The 18,708-nt window shown below is 45.4% G+C and carries 17 protein-coding genes; 13 read left to right on the top strand and 4 right to left on the bottom strand.

The features are described from left to right. Window positions 1-70 precede the first annotated feature (70 nt). Window positions 71-865: a pyrroline-5-carboxylate reductase gene (proC, locus tag DW251_RS07055; protein ID WP_118300566.1), complete on the top strand. Its 795-nt coding sequence runs from the start codon at window positions 71-73 to the stop codon at window positions 863-865. Between the two features lie 123 nt (window positions 866-988). Further along, window positions 989-1,567 carry an NUDIX hydrolase gene (locus tag DW251_RS07060; protein ID WP_021869588.1) on the top strand — a complete coding sequence of 193 codons (579 nt, stop codon included), beginning with the start codon at window positions 989-991 and terminating at the stop codon, window positions 1,565-1,567. 32 nt (window positions 1,568-1,599) lie between these two features. Here the strand turns inward: DW251_RS07060 and DW251_RS07065 are convergent, their stop codons facing one another. The 3 genes from DW251_RS07065 to DW251_RS07075 all read right to left on the bottom strand — a co-directional run bounded on the left by DW251_RS07065 (window position 1,600) and on the right by DW251_RS07075 (window position 4,224). Beyond that, window positions 1,600-2,589, bottom strand: a complete 990-nt coding sequence (locus DW251_RS07065; RefSeq protein ID WP_118300567.1) for a 2-dehydropantoate 2-reductase — start codon at window positions 2,587-2,589, stop codon at window positions 1,600-1,602. A 249-nt stretch (window positions 2,590-2,838) separates the two neighbouring features. Next, a complete protein-coding gene (locus DW251_RS07070; protein WP_118300568.1) occupies window positions 2,839-3,324 on the bottom strand; it encodes a GNAT family N-acetyltransferase in 486 nt (161 codons plus the stop codon). Between the two features lie 72 nt (window positions 3,325-3,396). Further along, complete coding sequence (locus DW251_RS07075) at window positions 3,397-4,224, bottom strand: Cof-type HAD-IIB family hydrolase (RefSeq protein WP_118300569.1); 828 nt, start codon at window positions 4,222-4,224, stop codon at window positions 3,397-3,399. 174 nt (window positions 4,225-4,398) lie between these two features. Between DW251_RS07075 and DW251_RS07080 the strand changes: the two genes are divergently transcribed. Beyond that, window positions 4,399-4,929 carry a hypothetical protein gene (locus tag DW251_RS07080; RefSeq protein WP_118584951.1) on the top strand — a complete coding sequence of 177 codons (531 nt, stop codon included), beginning with the start codon at window positions 4,399-4,401 and terminating at the stop codon, window positions 4,927-4,929. A gap of 94 nt (window positions 4,930-5,023) precedes the next feature. Continuing rightward, window positions 5,024-5,890: a tyrosine recombinase gene (locus DW251_RS07085; protein ID WP_118300571.1), complete on the top strand. Its 867-nt coding sequence runs from the start codon at window positions 5,024-5,026 to the stop codon at window positions 5,888-5,890. On the opposite strand, the gene DW251_RS07090 is transcribed toward DW251_RS07085, so the two are convergent. Next, entirely contained in the window at window positions 5,865-6,968 is a 1,104-nt protein-coding gene (locus tag DW251_RS07090) for a ribonuclease H-like domain-containing protein (protein WP_021870802.1), read from the bottom strand. The genes DW251_RS07085 and DW251_RS07090 overlap by 26 nt on opposite strands. Window positions 6,969-7,182: 214 nt before the next feature. Here DW251_RS07090 and ruvA point away from each other — a divergent pair, with 214 nt between their 5' ends. From ruvA to DW251_RS07135, 9 genes are all read left to right on the top strand, one after another. After that, window positions 7,183-7,818, top strand: coding sequence for a Holliday junction branch migration protein RuvA (ruvA, locus tag DW251_RS07095; RefSeq protein ID WP_021870803.1), 636 nt, complete (start codon window positions 7,183-7,185; stop codon window positions 7,816-7,818). Window positions 7,819-7,834: 16 nt separating this feature from the next. Continuing rightward, window positions 7,835-8,830 carry a Holliday junction branch migration DNA helicase RuvB gene (gene ruvB / locus DW251_RS07100; protein WP_021870804.1) on the top strand — a complete coding sequence of 332 codons (996 nt, stop codon included), beginning with the start codon at window positions 7,835-7,837 and terminating at the stop codon, window positions 8,828-8,830. Between the two features lie 55 nt (window positions 8,831-8,885). After that, complete coding sequence (locus DW251_RS07105; RefSeq protein WP_118300572.1) at window positions 8,886-9,572, top strand: cell division protein ZapA; 687 nt, start codon at window positions 8,886-8,888, stop codon at window positions 9,570-9,572. A 77-nt stretch (window positions 9,573-9,649) separates the two neighbouring features. Beyond that, window positions 9,650-11,881 carry a DUF3656 domain-containing protein gene (locus DW251_RS07110; RefSeq protein ID WP_347474628.1) on the top strand — a complete coding sequence of 744 codons (2,232 nt, stop codon included), beginning with the start codon at window positions 9,650-9,652 and terminating at the stop codon, window positions 11,879-11,881. Window positions 11,882-11,884: 3 nt separating this feature from the next. Further along, on the top strand, window positions 11,885-13,246 hold the full coding sequence (locus DW251_RS07115; RefSeq protein ID WP_021870807.1) for an FtsW/RodA/SpoVE family cell cycle protein: 1,362 nt from the start codon (window positions 11,885-11,887) through the stop codon (window positions 13,244-13,246). Next, on the top strand, window positions 13,243-14,832 hold the full coding sequence (locus DW251_RS07120; protein ID WP_021870808.1) for a penicillin-binding transpeptidase domain-containing protein: 1,590 nt from the start codon (window positions 13,243-13,245) through the stop codon (window positions 14,830-14,832). The genes DW251_RS07115 and DW251_RS07120 overlap by 4 nt, the downstream gene beginning before the upstream one ends. Window positions 14,833-14,983: 151 nt before the next feature. After that, entirely contained in the window at window positions 14,984-15,778 is a 795-nt protein-coding gene (locus DW251_RS07125; RefSeq protein WP_118300573.1) for an FAD binding domain-containing protein, read from the top strand. Further along, entirely contained in the window at window positions 15,775-16,242 is a 468-nt protein-coding gene (locus DW251_RS07130; protein ID WP_021870810.1) for a (2Fe-2S)-binding protein, read from the top strand. Before DW251_RS07125 ends, DW251_RS07130 begins: the two co-directional genes overlap by 4 nt. 4 nt (window positions 16,243-16,246) lie before the next feature. Next, on the top strand, window positions 16,247-18,577 hold the full coding sequence (locus DW251_RS07135) for a molybdopterin cofactor-binding domain-containing protein (RefSeq protein WP_021870811.1): 2,331 nt from the start codon (window positions 16,247-16,249) through the stop codon (window positions 18,575-18,577). Window positions 18,578-18,708 lie beyond the last annotated feature (131 nt).

The following is an 18,708-nucleotide window of genomic DNA, read 5'->3' on the forward strand; positions in this document are numbered from 1 at the left end:
GGCGGGTGTGTGCGTTAAAATGGACGAATATTCGTGAATGTTTTAAAAATTATAACAGGAGGCGAAAAATATGGCAAAGATCGGTTTTATTGGAATGGGAAATATGGGTTCTGCTATTTTAAACGGACTTTTACGGGTCTATAAGCCGGAGGACTTATTATTTACAGCAGCCCACAAAGAAAAGATGGAAGCTGTAACAGCAAAGACAGGAGTGGCTCATGCAGCATCCAATGCAGAGTGTGTAAAGCAGTCTGAGTATGTGATCCTGGCAGTAAAGCCACAGTATTTTGAGACAGTGTTTGAGGAAATCCGTCCGGTATTAAAGGAAGATCAGATCGTGATCTCACTGGCACCTGGCCAGACCATTGCAAGCCTTACAGAACGTCTGGGCGGAAAGGTGCGCGTAGTCCGTACCATGCCAAATACACCGGCGTTACTGGGTGAAGGCATGACCGGTATGGCATATGAGGAGTCCAACTACAGTGAAGAGGAAAAGGCAGTGCTTCGTGGTATTTTTGAGGCCTGCGGACGTCTGGAAGTAGTAGATGAACGTATGATGGATGCAGTTGGCTGTGTCAGCGGCTGTTCACCGGCTTATGTATACATGTTTATTGAAGCGCTGGCAGACGGAGCTGTAAAATACGGCCTTCCAAGGGCCAAGGCATACCAGATGGCAGCCCAGACCGTTCTTGGAAGTGCTAAAATGGTACTGGAAACAGGAAAGCATCCGGGACAGTTAAAGGATGAGGTTTGCTCACCTGGCGGAACCACCATTGCCGGTGTATCTGCACTGGAAGAGTGGGGCTTCAGAAATGCTGTGATCAAGGCAGAAGATGCCAGCTATGAAAAGGGCAGGAAAATGTAAATGTATGTGGCACATCGCCTGCACTGCAGGCGGAGGTGTGAAAGATCAATACTCCTGGAATTTTTTATGTCTGATTTTGCAAGAAGAGTTCGGGAGTACATAACATATAAAAGGAGAAGAAACATGGGAAAAGTAGAAAATGAAGGAATGCCGGTAGTACGTTTAGACCGTCAGTTAAAATATCAGGGAAATATCCTGAAAATATATGAGGATACAGTTCTTGCAAATGGCCATGAGGCACACTGGGATTACATCCACCACGATGGTGCAGCGGCTGTTCTGCCTGTAACTTCAGAAGGAAAGATCTTAATGGTGCGCCAGTACCGCAATGCTTTAAACCGCTATACACTGGAGATCCCGGCAGGAAAGCTGGACGCACCGGATGAGCCAAAGATCGAGTGTGCTTACAGAGAACTGGAGGAGGAAACTGGTTTCCGCACCGAAAAACTGGAATATCTCATGAGTATAAATACTACAGTTGCATTTTGTGATGAAGCCATTGATATTTTCGTAGCCCACAACCTGATCCCGTCCCATCAGCATCTGGATGAAGATGAAGTGATCGAAGTGGAAGCATGGGAATTAAAAGATCTGGAAGAGATGATCTACACAGGAAAGATCACTGACGGCAAAACAATAGCGGCACTGATGGCTTATGGCCGCAAGTACCGCTCTGTAGACAAGAAAGATGAACTGGCTTAAATATCTGTGATAATGCCGTTGTCAGGCGTATGTCAGCTTTGTTTTGAAACAATTTTCTGCAGGTCAGAATACATAGTTTCTGACAATAGCACCGGTACGGAAAGTTCCTTTGCTTTTCGTACCAGATAGCCGCTGAAGGTCTCCAGCTCACTGGGGCGTCCGGCCCAGATATCTCTTTGAAGGGAACTGGTGGATGCCGGATCCAGTTTATGGTAGAACTGATCGATGATCTCGTTAATGGAAGTTTCCGGCACGCCTGCACCGGCTGCCTCAGATACAAGCCAGGACTCACGGACTAAGGTCTCATACTGGGCGGCTGTCTCAGGATCTTCCCGAAGCTGTCCAATGGTCCGGTTATACCGGGCGGTAGTGATATTATAGGCGCAGTTTAAAATGTATTTGCGCCAGATGGCTGCGATAATGTTATCGGCAATTTTATGATGGATATGTGCCCCGCTTAAAAGGGCGGATGCCTCAAGGACGTTCTCTGACTGCTCCTTTGAGGCATTTTTTATGCCGATCCGCAGGGAAGCCAGGTTGCCGATCTGGGTAATGGAAAAGTCCGGGGATGCGTAGGCAACGATATAAATAAGGGAGTCGATAACAGTGCCTTTTTTCAGAAGATTTCTCATCCGCTCTCCTGTATCTACGCCATTCATTACCGGTATGAGAACGGTGTGATCATCCACAAAAGGCGTGATCTGGCGGCAGACATCCTCTAAGGAATAGTTTTTTACGCATACAAAAATATAATCCTGGGGACCAATGGCATCGGCTGTTGTTACATGTTCAGGAAAGGCTGTGATCTCTCCGCTGTAAACACTGTGAAGAGTAAGTCCATGTTCTTTTATATGTTCCAGCCGTTTTCCTCTGGCTGCCAGTGTAACATGGGGATAGGCATGAGCCAGCATGGCACCTAAATAGCCGCCTACGCCGCCGATGCCTACTATAGCGATCCTTTTATTCAAAAGAGTTTCAGAGGCAGAGGTTGTATTTTTACCGGTATCATTGTATACACACATAGGCAGAAAACCTCCTGTTATTAAATATATATCATGATGTTGGGGTCAAAAGGTATTTTGCCCCCTCTGATACCGAATTGCTACGTGCTTTGCACTCTCGCAATTCTAAAAACATTCGTAATCCGCTCATTTTTCTTCAAAAAATGGCTACTTACTCATGTTTTTTGCGGGTCCCAAGTTCAAAAATCCTCCTGCAAGCAAGCTTGTGTCGGATTTTAGACCTTTTGACCCTGGTATCATATCATTTATTTAAAAAGTCAGTCTCATCTGATACCATACCACATTTCCGTGGACAGACGGGGAAACGCCTTCGTTTACGAAACCGAATTTTGCATAGTAATGGATCAGTTTGTCCTTGCAGGTAAGTACCAGGCCTTTGCGCCCCTGTTTTCTGGCGTCTTCAATAGCAGCTTTGATCAGTTCACCTGCATAGCCTTTTTTGCGGCAGGAAGGAATGGTATTGACCCCGAAGATCATCTGCCATGCACCATTTTCATTATGCATTTCTCCTTTTTCATACATTTCATCTGTCAGGTCGGCTTCATCTGTGACCATACCGTCTACAAAGGCGATCAGTTTGTCATTTTCATCAAACATCAGCCAGAAATGGTCTGCATAATAAGCCAGGCGGTTTTCAAAGTCCTTTTTTGTGGCTGCTTCAGCAGCCGGGAAACACTCTGCTTCTACAGCAGTTAATGCGTCTAAGTCATTTAATGTTGCAGTTCTGATTTTCATAATAGTATTTAAATCCTCCATATTGTATAAATGTTCATGCAAACAATGCGCCAGAGGCGCAGGCTGTTATGTTTAATCTGCCAGCAGATACTTATCAATGGCTTCTGCGCATCCGTTATGGTCGCAGTCAGCTACGATCACATCAGCCAGGGCTTTGATGGGTTCGGTTGCATTTCCCATGGCAACGGCCAGACCGGCAGTTTTTAATGCCATGGTATCGTTATCTGCATCACCTACAGCAATAGTCTGTTCTAATGGCAGTCCCAGATGTTCACACAGCTTTTTAAGTCCTACACCTTTGTCGATCCCTTTGGCAGAACACTCTAAAGAGGTAGACTCTGCCAGAGCCAGTGCAGTTTCAAGACCGGCTGCTTTAATGCGTTCCACGGTGCGCGCCCGTGAGGCTTCGTCTCTGTGGTAAAGGTTCAGCTTCAGCACAGGAAATGGCTCTTCACAGAAAGAATTGTAAATATTTTCCAGTTTGTCAGTGATCTGATCAAACATGGTCTGGTAAATGCCCATATGAAAATCAGCCATATGGGACTGCTGATCCTTCTGGATAATGGAACGCTCTGAAAGTACATGGATCATGGCTCCTTCTTCCATGCCAAATTCCATCAGCTTTTTTACGATCCCAGGGTCAAGAGCCTGGGAATACAGTGTTTTCTTTTCTTTTAGGTCATAAACACAGGCACCGCTGACACAGTCTAAATAGTGCAGTCCCGGTATGATCTCTGTAAACGCATTCAGTTCAGCCAGGTTGCGGCCGGTACACAGGATAACAGTTTTTCCTGCATCGGTTGCCCGTTTAATGGCGTTTAAAGTTTCAGGGGAGATCTGTTTATTTGAATTTAAAAGAGTTCCATCCATATCAAAGGCGATCAACTGATATTGACTCATGGTAAAATCCTCCAAGGGTAAGCTCACGAACCCCGCACTGGCGTGCTTATCTGCCTGCTATTGCAGGCGGTTCGTTCGTTAATGATTATATCATATTTCCCTAACCGTGTACAAAAATAATCATGCACAGGCTGCAAAGGGCATACAACTGGTATAAGAGCACAGGAAAGGCGCTTGAAAAAGCAGGAAAGGCAGTCCATGTTCCGATTTCGCTTCAAATTCTTGGCAGACAGTTATCTGCTGTTGTTTAGTTTTTTTCTGGGAATGATAGGGGCAGCGTTATTTTTCTGGTGGCGTTATCCTGTATTTCCTTCTTATTTATTTTACAGTTATGGAATAACAGGAAACAAAAACTTTACAGAAGCGTTTCTGATCGTCATAAAACAGCGTTTTTTCCAGCTGGGTGCAGGGTGGCTCTGCGGGCTTACGGTTTACAGTGTATGGCTGTTTGGGATACTGACCTGTTTCTGGTCTTTCAGCCTGGGAATGGGAGTTATTTATTTTACATTGGAAAAGGGACTCTGGGGACTGCCTCTGTTTTTGCGTTCCCTTCTTCCTCAGGGGATATTTTATCTCATGGTCTGGTACGTTCTTTCCAGATGGTCTTTTAGTACAAGAAAAAGGCTGCGATTGCCAGCATTGGCTTTTTTAATGCTCCTTACGGCCTGTGGAGCAGCCTTTGAGGCATACCTTTTTTCATTTTGAAACGATGAGTGAACGAAAACTATTTAAAAGTATAAAAAAATAAATTATACTGTAAAAATAGAGTAAAAACTGCACTGTGTACCGGGGGAACAAAATGATATCAGAGATAAACAGCTTCACCGCATATCTTCAGGAAGTGAAGCACACGGCAAAAAATACAGAAGTATCCTACCACCGGGATCTGCTCCAGATGGCAGGATTTATGGAAGAAATGGGGATCACACAGGTGGAGAAGGTGACGAAGACCAGTTTGAATTCTTATATCCTGTATCTGGAAAAAGAAGGAAAAGCGGCAGCTACCATTTCCAGGGAACTGGCGTCCATCAAGGCATTTTTCAGCTATCTTGTTAAGGAAAGAAAGATAAACAGGGATCCGGCGGAATTTCTGCGTGCTCCCAAAATTGAACGCAAAATACCGGTGATACTGACCATAGAGGAAATACATGCCCTTTTGGCACAGCCGGGAAATACAACAGCGAAAGAACTGCGGGATAAGGCCATGCTGGAATTACTATATGCAACAGGGATCCGGGTATCAGAACTGATCAGTCTGAAATTAGAGGATGTGAACATGCAGATCGGTTATATCACCTGTCATGATGGCAGTAAAGACCGGATGATCCCCTTTGGAAAAGGGGCGAAACAGGCGCTGCGTACTTACCTGGACAAGGCAAGAAGTTCTCTTTTAAAGGGGCGTGCCTGTGAGTGGCTGTTTACCAATTGCAGTGGCCAGCCTATGAGCCGTCAGGGCTTTTGGAAGCTGATCAAATATTATGGGGAAAAAGCGGGGATCAAAGAGGATATTACGCCTCATACTCTGCGCCATTCTTTTGCAGCCCACCTGATCGGGGATGGCGCGGATATCCATGCAGTCCAGGCTATGTTAGGACATGGGGATACCGGCGCTTCCCAGATGTATGCTGTGTATGCGGCAGCTACAGCTGCCCGGTCAGATAGTTAAAGATCTCATGGGCATAGTGAGAATTTTTCACGGTATCATTCCACAGGGTTTTATCATCATAAAGCGTGTAAGTGAGAGAGGACTTGTATTCTTCCTTAAAAGAAGGTTCCCACAAAGAACCGAACTGAGGCAGGAATAAGCCCTCTTTTTTGCTGTAGCAGTTTTTTGCAGTGGCTTTTTTCCGGGCAGAACGGTCCACATATTCTCCAATGCTTTTATGGATCGCTGTATCTTCTAAAGGCAGGTAATAATAATTCTGGTAATCCGGGTAGAAATATTTTAAAGTGCCTTCATACAGAGTTAAATTGCAGGCCAGGCAGTTGTCATGAAGCTCCAGGCTTAAAGGATTTAAGGTATATTCTAAAGGAATGGGGACGCTGTAAGGACTTTCCCACAAAAGATTGACAAATGGATGGGAATATCCGGCTTCGTCCGTGTAGGAATACAACTTATGACTGCAAAGGGTAAAATCCGACTCAAACAGATCTGCATAATTTAAAATGGGCAGGATGGAAGGCATTCCCCGCAGGTCATCTGCATTGTGCAGTATCAGCAGGTCAAAGAGGAATTTCTCATGGGTGTGCAGGTATTCACGGTACACATCGATCAGCTGCCCGCCATTGTATTTGTCCTCTCTATGTACCCCTAAAAACTGTTCAATGGATTTCTGTTTCATGTTTTCCAGTTTTAAAAGTTTTCTGTAGGGCTTTATTTTCTTGAAAATATCAATGCTTATAAGGTCATCAAAATGGTAGTCAAGGCCCAGACGTTCGCAGCATTTTAAAAGATAGGGGATATCAAAACGGTCTCCGTTAAAATGGATCAGGATCTTAAAACGTTTTAAAAATTCAAAAAAGGCATCTAAAAGCTCTTTTTCCGCCTGTCTTGTATCTGCAAACCACTGGATCAGCTTCCAGCCAAATCCGTCAAAATAAGTACAGCCAATGAGATACAGCTGGGAAGTTTCACCGGAAAAGCCGGTGGTCTCTATATCAAAAAATAAAAGATCCTTTAAAGGACCAATGCGGTCTAAAGGATATGTGTTTGGAAATTCAATGGGATGTTTAATGGTGATCATAAAAATCCTTTCTGGTCTGCCCGGCATATCTGATCCTGAAAGACCAGAACGCAAACCGCCCTTAGTTTAGCTGATTTTTAAGTAAAATGCAAGGAAAGAGTATCGAATATTTGTTCGGTGTCCTGCTTGCATTGAGGCGGTGTGTATGTTATGATTGATAGATGACGAAGTATCGCATGTAGGTGCGAAACCAGATAAAAGGAATATAGAACAGATGATTTCATATATAAAAGGAGCCCTTGGGGCAGTAGAAGATGATGTGATCGTAGTGGAGACCGGAGGCATCGGACTGGCAGTCCATGTACCCCTTTCACTTTTAGAGGAACTTCCGGCATTAGGGGAAGAAGTGACCGTTTATACGTATTTCCAGGTGCGGGAAGATGCTATGACTTTATATGGTTTTCTTCACAGACAGGACAGGGAAATGTTCAAGCAGCTGATCGGGGTCAATGGAATTGGTCCCAAAGGAGCTCTTGGTATCCTTTCTATTATGCGGCCGGATGATCTGCGGATCGCCATTGTCAGCGGGGATGCAAAAGCTATTTCCAAGGCACCGGGCATCGGCGCAAAGACGGCCCAGAGACTGATCTTAGATCTTAAGGATAAAGTAGATTTAGAGGAAGTGATGATGGCTTCCTTTGGAGGCGGAAAGGAAGATACTTCCGGTGCTGGTACAGGCGCATCTGTGGCAGGTATGGCAGCAGCTGCAAAAGAGGCAGTGGCAGCTTTAACAGCTCTTGGGTATACGAATATGGAAGCTTCCAAAGCAGTAAAGAAAGTGGAGATCACAGAAAATATGAGTGTAGAAGACATTTTAAAGGCTTCGCTGAAGTATTTAAGTTTTCTGTGATTAATTTGAGGTATATATGGAACGGAGAATTATAACAACAGAGGCAACAGAAGAGGATGTGCGGATAGAAACCACCCTGCGTCCCCAGTGCCTCAGTGATTACGTGGGCCAGGAAAAGATCAAATCCACCCTGAAAATATACATAGAAGCGGCAAAAAGCAGAGGGGAAGCCTTAGATCATGTATTATTTTACGGCCCCCCAGGACTTGGAAAGACCACCCTTTCCGGTATCATTGCCAACGAGATGGGAAGCAGGCTGAAAGTGACCAGCGGGCCGGCCATTGAAAAGCCGGGAGAGATGGCTGCTATTTTAAATAATCTTCAGGAGGGGGATGTTCTCTTCGTAGATGAGATCCACCGTTTAAACCGTCAGGTAGAAGAAGTTCTCTATCCGGCGATGGAAGATTTTGCCATTGATATTATGCTGGGAAAAGAGTCCAGTGCCAGATCCATCCGTCTGGAACTGCCTCACTTTACCTTAGTAGGAGCGACTACCAGGGCAGGACTGTTGTCCGCTCCTTTAAGAGACCGTTTTGGAGTGGTCCAGAGAATGGAATTTTATACGCCGGAGGAGCTGCGCACGATCATCCAGCATTCTGCTACGATCTTAGGTGTGGAAATAGAACCGGAAGGTGCCATTGAACTGGCAAAACGTTCCAGGGGAACCCCGCGACTGGCAAACCGCCTTTTAAAGAGAGTAAGAGATTTCGCCCAGGTTAAATATGATGGTGTGATCACAAAAGAAGTGGCAGATTTTGCTCTGGATATCATGGATGTGGATAAAATGGGACTGGATCAGAATGACAGAAATATCCTTTTGATGATCATTGAAAAGTTTTCCGGCGGTCCGGTAGGACTTGATACCCTGGCAGCAGCTTTGGGAGAAGATGCGGGAACTTTGGAAGATGTATATGAGCCATATCTTTTAATGAACGGTCTGATTAACAGAACACCCAGGGGAAGAATGGCTACAGAAAACGCATATCGTCATTTGGGCTTGGAAATGAAGTAAAAATGTGGTATCCTTTTAACGAAAATGCCTCACAGACAGGAGATGGAAGATCAGAATGGATACAAAGAATTATACACAGGTTTTGATTGATGGAAAAATATATACGTTAGGCGGAAGCGAAGATGAAGCATATCTTCAGAAGGCAGCCAGCTATGTAAATGAAAAGATAACCACCATGCACGCGCTTCCTGGTTTCAGTAAACAGAGTGCTGATTACCAGCAGCTTATGCTTTTACTGAACATTGCAGATGATTATTTTAAGACAAAAGAAACTGCGGATCAGATGGAAGAGCAGAGAGACAGAATGGAAAAAGAGACTTACAGCTTAAAACATGAGTTAGTAAGCACCCAGATGAAGTTAGACGGCGTTTTAAAGGACTTGGAGGAACGCCAGCGTCAGCTTCAGGAATTATCTGCAAAGCTTTCAAAATCCGAACGGGAATTAAGAGCTGCAAAGAAGCAGGCAGCACTGGCAGCAACATCTGAAAATGGGGAAGAGGAAGTAGTTGAGGATGAAGTGGTAGACACTGTGATCGAAGGAGATGAACCGGTCAGTGAGTCTGTACCAGCTTTAGATGAGACTGCAGCTGCACAGGCAACAGAAAGCGGTTTTGTACAGGCGGATATGCCAATGCAAAATCCTTCTTTCCAGACAAAGACAGGACTTTCTGATCAGGAACTTGCAAGAAAGGCTCTTCAGGCAGCCAGAAAAGCCGGTTCCCACAGAAACGGACGCAGATAAAACACAGATAGACTAAAGGGGGCGCGCTACAGTTTGCAGTGGCCCCTTTTTTGCATAGGATCAGGAAAGGTAAGATCATGATAAATACAAGAAAAGCAGAGCTTTTGGCGCCGGCAGGTTCTTTTGACAGTTTAAAGGCAGCTGTGGCAGCAGGAGCGGATGCGATCTATATGGGAGGCAGCCGTTTTGGTGCCAGAGCTTATGCACAGAATGCAGCAGGAGAAGAAATGGTGGAAGCCATCCGGTATGCCCATCTTCACGGCTGCCGTCTGTACATGACGGTCAATACATTATTTAAGGAAAAAGAACTGGACGAGCTTTGTGATTACATGAAGCCTTACTATGAAGCAGGGTTAGACGGCGTGATCGTCCAGGATCTGGGAGCCCTTCAGGTAATGAAACGGGCTTTTCCGGGAATGGAGCTTCATGCAAGCACCCAGATGACGGTTACCAGTGTATACAGCGCAAAAATGTTAAAAGAAATGGGCTGCTGCCGCGTCGTTCCGGCCAGAGAACTGTCTTTAGAAGAGATTTCCCGTATTTACAAAGAAACGGGAATGGATATTGAAACCTTTGTCCATGGTGCTTTATGTTACTGTTATTCCGGTCAGTGTCTCATGAGCAGCCTGATCGGCGGCCGCAGTGGCAACAGAGGCCGCTGTGCCCAGCCATGCCGCCTGCCTTACCGTGTATGGGAGGGAGACAAGGCAGAGGGAAAGAGCTTAAACAAAGAGAACCAGAAGTTTGTATTAAGTTTAAAAGATCTGTGTACGCTGGATATTTTACCGGAGATCTTAGAGGCAGGAGTATATTCTTTAAAGATCGAAGGAAGAATGAAGAGCCCGCGATATACAGCAGGTGTAGTCCGCATTTACAGAAAATATCTGGATCTGTATGAAACCTATGGGAAAGACGGTTATTATGTGGATCCGGAAGATAAAAAAGAACTGCTGGATCTGTTTGACAGGGGAGGTTTTACCTCCGGTTATTATGAGAAGCACAATGGAAAAGACATGGTCGCTTTAAAAGAAAAGCCGGAATTTCGTGAAGGAAATCAGAAACTGTTTGATTTTCTGGATGCAAACTATGTGGAAAAAGAGAAAAAGGAACCGGTTGTTGGAAAGGCTGTTTTTGAGGAAGGAAAACCGGCTGTCCTGGAACTGACACAGGGAAATGTAACTGTAAAAGTGGAAGGACAGATCTGCCAGAGTGCCCAGAACCAGCCTGCAACAGAGGAAAAAGTGCGTAAGCAGTTAAATAAGACAGGTGCCACTTCCTTTTACTTTGAGCAGCTGGATATTGAGTTAAAGGGAAATATTTTCCTGCCGGTACAGGCATTAAATGAACTGCGAAGAGAAGGCTTTGAGAAGCTGACGGAAAAAATACTGGCTCAGTGGGAGAGAAAGGCAGAGTCTCTGGTGCAGACAGAACAGGAACTTCCTGCTGATGTACAGTCTGCTTCCAAAAACATTCACAGCTTTGCTTTCCTTACTGCATCTCTGGAAGAAGAATGTCAGTTGGAACCAGCTCTTTCCTGTGATGCTGTAAAACGCATTTATATCGATGCAGATGGATTTAAACCGGATCAGTGGGGAAAGATCGTAAAGCAGTGTGAAGCAAAGGGAAAGGAATGCTTCCTTACACTTCCACATATTTTCCGCACCCATGCCATGAAGTTCTTCTCTAAAAACAGGAAAAATCTGGAAAATGCAGGTTTTACCGGTGTTCTGGCCCGTACTTTGGAGGAAGTTTCCTGGTTAAAGGAAGAAAAAATAGAGCTTCCATTTGCTCTGGATGCCTCTGTTTATGCATGGAACCGGGAAGCAGTGCACACATTAAAGGAAATGGGACCGGAATTTATTACCATGCCGTGGGAATTAAACAGCAGAGAGTTAAAGGCAGTGGCAAAAGCCTGTGAGAGGGACGGAATACCGGGAGAACTGGTCATTTATGGGCATGCTCCTATGATGGTTTCTGCCCAGTGTGTGGTAAAAACATTAAAGGGATGTACAGCCAAAAGGGAACACCTTATAATGAAGGACCGCACCGGTGCCGGGCTTCCATTAAAGGCACATTGCAACTTCTGCTACAATACCATTTTAAATCCTCTTCCGTTATCTTTATTTGGCAATGAAGAGGCAGTAAGAGAGCTGAACATGGCTTCCCTGCGTCTTTCTTTTACAAGAGAAGGAAAAGAAGAAACACAAAAGATACTGGAAGCTTTTGCTGCTTCTTTTATAGAAGGAAGAGAAATTGTCGAACCAGTGAAAGATTTTACAAGAGGACATTTCAGACGGGGAGTAGAATAGCCTATGACAAATCTGATCGTGGAAGTATCCAAATATCTGATGATATTGCTGATGGCCATTTATACCTATGCCAATTTCCGTTTCTTTTCTTTCCCGGATCTGGAACGGAAGAGAAAAGTGTGTGCAAGGCAGAACCGGGCCATGTTTTTACTGCATTTTCTGGCATATGTGGTGATGTATCTGAAAACAGAAGATGAAACGTTAAGGCGGATGCTGCTGGTATTTTATATGGGACAGGTGGTGTTTTTCCTGTTTTACATTTATATCTACCGGTTTATTTACAGGAATGTGTCAAGACTTCTGGTAAATAACTGTTGTATGCTCCTGGCCTGTGGTTTTATCATGCTTACCAGACTGTCTTTAGATAAGGGACTGGATAAGGCTTTTAAGCAGTTTGTGATCGTAGCAGCGGCTGCGATCCTTTCCTGGCTGGTGCCTTTTATCATGGAACGGTTCTGGCAGCTTTATAAATTCCAGTGGGTGTATGCAGGGATCGGGCTGGCTGCGCTTTTAGTTGTATGGGTAGCAGGAAATGAAAGTTTCGGCGCTCAGTTATCACTGACTGTTGGCGGAATCTCCATCCAGCCATCAGAGTTTGTAAAGATCAGTTTTGTATTTTTTGTAGCGTCCATGTTTTATCAGTCACTGGATTTTAAGAACATATGCATTACCACAGTGGTGGCAGCTCTTCATGTAGTGATCCTGGTGTTGTCAAAAGACCTGGGAAGCGCCCTGATCTTTTTTATCAGCTATGTGATCATGCTGTTTATTGCTACAGGAAACTGGCTGTATCTGATCGCGGCAGGTGTTCTTGGAAAAGGTGCTACATCCATTGCATATACACTTTTTGACCATGTAAGACGAAGATTTACAGCATGGAAAAATCCATGGGCAGATATTGATAATACAGGATATCAGATCACCCAGTCCCTGTTTGCTATTGGAACAGGTGGCTGGTTTGGCATGGGACTGTGCCAGGGAATGCCAAACAGGATCCCGGTAGTGGAAAAGGATTTTATTTTTGCTGCTATCTCCGAAGAAATGGGAGCAATCTTTGCTATCTGCGTCCTTCTGATCTGTCTGGGCTGTTTTATCCAGTTTATGATGATCGCAACCCAGATGCAGGCCATGTTTTACAAGATCATTGCAGTGGGTCTTGGAATGGAATATGTGGTACAGGTCTTTCTCACAGTGGGAGGTGTGACTAAATTTATCCCATCTACAGGTGTGACACTTCCGTTTGTAAGTTACGGAGGAAGTTCCATTGTGACAACATTCCTGTTATTCAGTATTATCCAGGGGCTTTATATCATCAAGCGGAATGATGAAGAAGAGATGGAAGAAATGGAGGCGCAGGAAGAATGAAAGAACTGAAAAAAAGTACGCGAAGAGAACCTGTCTCCAGAAAGAAAAATACGGCTGAAAAGAAGGAACAGACAGCAAAGAAGAGTACAAAAAAAAATACAGGTAAAGAGATAAAGAAAGAAAACAAAAAAGATACAGAAAAAGGTACCTGGAAGTCAGTGACAAAAGAGCGGGTATATGATCCCAATGGGAAAGTGCTGGTGATCACTTATGCATGTGTGGTCCTGTTTTTAGCACTGGCTGTATACATGGGATATTTTCTGCAGATGAAAAGCGAAGATGTGATCAACAATCCTTACAATGCCAGACTGGACAGCTTTTCAGACCGCATTGTAAGAGGCAGTATCCTGGCATCAGATGGAACGGTGCTGGCAGAGACTACCACTGATGATGCGGGAAATGAAACAAGGGTTTACAATTATGGAGGTGTGTTTGACCATGCGGTAGGCTATTCCTCTAAAGGAAAAACTGGCATTGAAGCCATGGCAAACTTCTATCTTTTAAGTTCTCATGTCAATCTGGTAGAGCAGGCGGGAAATGAGCTGGCAGGTGCGAAAAATCTGGGAGACAGCGTGGTTACCACTCTGGATATGGAACTGCAGCAGGCAGCGTATGCAGCTTTAGGAGACAGGAGAGGAGCGGTGATCGCCATGGAACCGGATACAGGAAAGATCCTGGCAATGGTTTCCAAGCCGGGTTACGATCCAAATACCCTTCTTCAGGACTGGGCGTCTCTTACTGACAGTTCCAATAACCAGGGGCAGCTGGTAAACCGTGCAACTGCCGGACTATATCCTCCTGGATCGACCTTTAAGATCGTGACGGCTCTTGAGTATATGAGGGAGCATCCTGACGATTACAAGGATTTTCATTTTGACTGTAATGGCGTTTATCATAATGGAGACTACTCCATTAAATGTTTCCACAGTGAAGCCCATGGAAGCCAGGATTTTATGAAGGCTTTTGCTAATTCCTGTAACGGGGCATTTTCCAGCCTGGGTCTGACCATGGATCTGGACCGGTTCCATGCTACGGCGGAGGAATTGCTATTTAATAATCCGTTGCCATTATCCGGCTACTCCTATAAGGAAAGTTCTTTTAATATGAAAGGAGGCGCCGGAACCTGGGAAGTTTTACAGACTTCCATTGGCCAGGGAACTACACTGATCACGCCTCTTCACAATGCGCTGATCACTGCGGCTGTTGCAAATGGTGGAACCCTGATGAAACCATATTTGCTGGACCGAGTAGTCAGTGCCGGCGGGGAAGAAGTGAAAAAATTCCTTCCGACTTCAGGGGGAACTCTTATGACAGCCACAGAGGCAGCAAATCTGACAGAGCTGATGCGTGATGTAGTGGTGGAAGGAACGGGTTCTTCTGTGCGCACCGATGCCTATACAGTAGCTGCAAAAACGGGAACTGCGGAGTTTGAAACAGGAAAAGAGACACATGCATGGTTCACCGGTTTTGCACCGGCTGAGTCACCAAAGATCGTTGTTACGGTCCTGGTAGAAGAGTCCGGAAGCGGTGGAAAAATCGCAGGACCTATTGCAAGACAGTTGTTTGATATATATATGGGGAGATAATCTTTAAAAAGAATAACGTTTTCTATGGAAAACAGGCAGATTTCGTGTTATAATCTGCCTGTTTTGTTTTGAATTCTACTAAAAGACGAACTATTTATTAGAAAAACTTATCAATATTTATTAGCACAAACATACGAAGGGGGAAAAACAGGTGTTCCGAGCAGATGATTATGTTAAGGTAAGCGATCTGGCAGAGGCATATGAGCTTTGTCAGAAGCGAAGCAGTCTGGTAGTAGGCGGAATGGTATGGATGAAAATGACTCATATTACCAAGCGTACTATTGTAGATTTGTCCGGGCTTGGACTGGATGCAATCGAAGAAAAAGAAGGAGAGTTTTCCATTGGCTGTATGTGCAGTTTACGCCAGTTAGAGACCCATGAGGGGCTGAACCGGTATTTTGATGGTATTTTCAGGGAATGTACCAGAAATATCGTTGGCGTGCAGATGAGAAACTGCGCTACGGTAGGAGGCAGTATTTTTGCCCGTTTCGGATTTTCCGATATACTGACCTGCTTTCTGGCACTGGATACTTATGTGGAGCTGTATCATGAGGGAACCATTCCTCTTTCTGAATTTGCAGCCAGACCTGTAAGAAGGGATCAGAAGGATATCCTGGTTCGTATTATTATAAAGAAAGACGGAAGAAAGGCTGCTTATACCAGTCAGCGCAATTCCCGTACCGATTTTCCGGTGATCGCCTGTTGTGTTTCCAACCTTGGAAACAAATGGTTTGTGTCCGTTGGGGCAAGACCTGCAAAAGCAAAGGCAGTGATCATTACAGAGGATGATTTTGATACCTTAAAAGAGATGGCAAAGGAAGCGGCAGAAGCATTTACTTATGGCGATAATACACGCGCCAGCGGTGCTTACAGAAAGACTCTGGCAACTGTTTACACCCGCCGTCTTATGGAGCAGATCAAAGGAAGGAGCGTGGGCATAGTATGAGACTTTCATTTCGCTTAAATGGAAAACAGGTAGAGACAGATGTAAGACCGGATATGCTGTTATTGGATCTGGTACGTGATCTGGGTTGCTACAGCGTAAAAAGAGGCTGTGAGACAGCAAACTGCGGCCTTTGTACTGTATGGCTGGACGGAAAGCCGGTTCTGTCATGTTCTACACTTGCGATCCGGGCAGATGGCCGCCATGTGACTACACTGGAAGGTCTGCAGAAAGAGGCAGAAGAATTTGGTATGTTTTTAGCAAGAGAAGGCGGAGAGCAGTGCGGTTTCTGCAATCCAGGATTTATTATGAACGTTCTTGCTATGGAAAAAGAGTTAAAAGATCCAGATGAAGAGGATATTAAGGAATATCTTTCCGGAAATTTATGCCGCTGCAGCGGATATATGTCCCAGCTGCGTGCTGTAAAAAAATATCTGGATATGAAGCAGAGCGGAAAGGAGGCATAAGGAAATGGCATATACACAGATTAATCCTGCTACAGGAAAGAAATTCCGTCTGATCGGCGCTCCTGTTGTAAAGAAAGACGCAAAGGCACTGGTAACAGGTAAGCCGGTGTATACTGATGACCTGGCATTAAAGGACTGCCTGATCGTAAAAGTGCTTAGAAGCCCACATGCCCATGCACTGATCGAAGAGATCGACTGCAAGGTAGCTTCCAGAGTACCAGGGATCGAATGTATCCTTACATGGAAGGATGTTCCGCAGAAGCGTTTTACCATGGCCGGACAGACGTATCCTGAGCCAAGTCCTTATGACCGTCTGATCCTGGACCAGAGAGTCCGTTTTGTAGGTGATGCAGTGGCGATCATTGCAGGTGAGACAGAAGCTGCAGTAGACCATGCAATGCGTCTTATTAAAGTGAAATATCAGGTGTTAGAGCCTGTTTTAGATATGCATGACTCCAAGGACGGCAAGATCCTTGTACATCCGGAGGACAGCTGGAAAGCCCTGTGTAATGTAGGCGCTGATAATAAGAGAAACTTATGTGCCAGTGGCGGAGAGACTCATGGGGATCTGGAGGCGGCATTTGCAGGCTGCAGCCACATTGTGGAAAAAACATACCACACCAAGGCGAACCAGCAGGCTATGATGGAGACTTTCCGTGCCTTTACTTATATGGATGTATACGGACGTTTAAATGTAGTAGACTCCACCCAGGTTACATTCCATGTGCGCCGTATTCTGGCTCATGCACTGGATGTGCCAAAGTCAAAGATCCGCGTGATCAAGCCAAGAATCGGTGGCGGTTTTGGCGCAAAGCAGACTGTTGTAGCAGAGGTTTATCCGGCTATCGTTACCATGAAGACGGGAAAACCGGCTAAGATCATTTACAGCCGTTATGAGTCCCAGATCGCCTCTTCTCCACGTCACGAAATGGAAGTAAAGGTAAAGATCGGCTGCGATGACAACGGTATTTTACAGGCAATGGATGTGTATACATTGTCCAATACAGGTGCATTTGGTGAACATGGACCGACCACTGTAGGTCTTTCCGGCCATAAGTCCATTCCTATGTACGGCACACCAAAAGCATTCCGCTTTGCTTATGATGTCGTTTATACCAACCGCATGTCTGCAGGCGCTTACCGTGGATATGGCGCAACGCAGGGTATTTTTGCTGTAGAGTCTGCTATGGATGAGCTGGCAGCCCAGATGGGAATGAACCCGATCGAGCTTAGAAAGAAAAATATGGTCCGCCAGGGACAGGTGATGCCTGCTTACTACGGCGAGACTGCCAATAGCTGTGCCCTTGACCGCTGCGTGGACAAGGTTATGGAGATGATCGGCTGGGATGAAAAATATCCGAGAAAAGATATGGGAAATGGAAAGGTAAGAGCAGTTGGTCTTGCAATGGCTATGCAGGGCTCCGCAATTTCCGGTGTAGACGTGGGAAGCGTTACCATTAAGGTAAATGATGACGGCTTTTACAGCATGACCATTGGTGCGGCTGATATGGGTACCGGCTGTGACACCACACTGGCCCAGGTAGCAGCAGAGTGTCTGGACTGTGAGCTGGATGATATCGTAGTTTACGGTGTTGATACGGATATTTCCCCATATGACTCCGGTTCCTATGCTTCCAGTACTGCATATTTAACAGGTATGGCAGTAGTAAAGACCTGTGAGTCACTGAAAAAGAAGATATTAAAGAAGGCGGCAGAATATCTGAATTGCTCTGAGGATGAACTGGAGTTTGCAGGAAAGACAGTGCGCAGATTAAATGCCCCTGAAGGCGAACCGGCAGAGATCACATTAAAGGACATTGGAAACAGAGCCATGTGCTTTAATGAAGAAGCCCTCCAGGCTACAGAATCCCATTCTTCACCTGTTTCTCCGCCACCATTTATGGCAGGCGCCGCAGAAGTGGAGATCGACAAGGAAACCGGTCATATTGAGCTGCTTCAGTTTGCAGCAGCTGTAGACTGTGGAACCCCATTAAACGAGAACCTGGCAAGAGTACAGACAGAAGGTGGCCTGGCACAGGGAATCGGTATGGCAATGTACGAGGATGTAACCTATTCCGACCATGGCCGTGTCCATGAAAATTCCTTCATGCAGTACAAAGTACCAAGCCGTCTGGATATTGGAAAAGTCCAGGTAGAATTTGAATGCAGCTACGAGCCAACCGGCCCATTTGGCGCAAAATCCATCGGTGAGATCGTTATCAACACCCCATCTCCGGCTATTGCAAATGCAGTGTATAATGCAGTAGGCGTAAGGATCAGGGAACTGCCTATTACAGATGAGAAGATCTTTATTGGGATCATGGGTGGCCGATGAGCGCAGGGAAGAACAAGCGACGCCGAAGGCGGCATTTGTTTTTCCAAAGCCATTAACGAAGGTCCAGCCTGCGTAAGCAGGCAGTAGAGCACGTTAGTGCGGGGACCTGAGTGGACGGCTCGTGAGAGCAA

Origin of the sequence: Clostridium sp. AM22-11AC (assembly GCF_003473545.1) — a bacterium.
Taxonomy (GTDB): domain Bacteria; phylum Bacillota; class Clostridia; order Lachnospirales; family Lachnospiraceae; genus Enterocloster.

Bases quoted from the DNA above. Each gene is read 5' to 3' on its own strand.
- proC (WP_118300566.1), top strand. From the start codon at position 71: ATGGCAAAGATCGGTTTTATTGGAATGGGAAATATGGGTTCTGCTATT.
- DW251_RS07060 (WP_021869588.1), top strand. From the start codon at position 989: ATGGGAAAAGTAGAAAATGAAGGAATGCCGGTAGTACGTTTAGACCGT.
- DW251_RS07065 (WP_118300567.1), bottom strand. From the start codon at position 2,589: ATGTGTGTATACAATGATACCGGTAAAAATACAACCTCTGCCTCTGAA.
- DW251_RS07070 (WP_118300568.1), bottom strand. From the start codon at position 3,324: ATGAAAATCAGAACTGCAACATTAAATGACTTAGACGCATTAACTGCT.
- DW251_RS07075 (WP_118300569.1), bottom strand. From the start codon at position 4,224: ATGAGTCAATATCAGTTGATCGCCTTTGATATGGATGGAACTCTTTTA.
- DW251_RS07085 (WP_118300571.1), top strand. From the start codon at position 5,024: ATGATATCAGAGATAAACAGCTTCACCGCATATCTTCAGGAAGTGAAG.
- DW251_RS07090 (WP_021870802.1), bottom strand. From the start codon at position 6,968: ATGATCACCATTAAACATCCCATTGAATTTCCAAACACATATCCTTTA.
- ruvA (WP_021870803.1), top strand. From the start codon at position 7,183: ATGATTTCATATATAAAAGGAGCCCTTGGGGCAGTAGAAGATGATGTG.
- ruvB (WP_021870804.1), top strand. From the start codon at position 7,835: ATGGAACGGAGAATTATAACAACAGAGGCAACAGAAGAGGATGTGCGG.
- DW251_RS07105 (WP_118300572.1), top strand. From the start codon at position 8,886: ATGGATACAAAGAATTATACACAGGTTTTGATTGATGGAAAAATATAT.
- DW251_RS07110 (WP_347474628.1), top strand. From the start codon at position 9,650: ATGATAAATACAAGAAAAGCAGAGCTTTTGGCGCCGGCAGGTTCTTTT.
- DW251_RS07115 (WP_021870807.1), top strand. From the start codon at position 11,885: ATGACAAATCTGATCGTGGAAGTATCCAAATATCTGATGATATTGCTG.
- DW251_RS07120 (WP_021870808.1), top strand. From the start codon at position 13,243: ATGAAAGAACTGAAAAAAAGTACGCGAAGAGAACCTGTCTCCAGAAAG.
- DW251_RS07130 (WP_021870810.1), top strand. From the start codon at position 15,775: ATGAGACTTTCATTTCGCTTAAATGGAAAACAGGTAGAGACAGATGTA.
- DW251_RS07135 (WP_021870811.1), top strand. From the start codon at position 16,247: ATGGCATATACACAGATTAATCCTGCTACAGGAAAGAAATTCCGTCTG.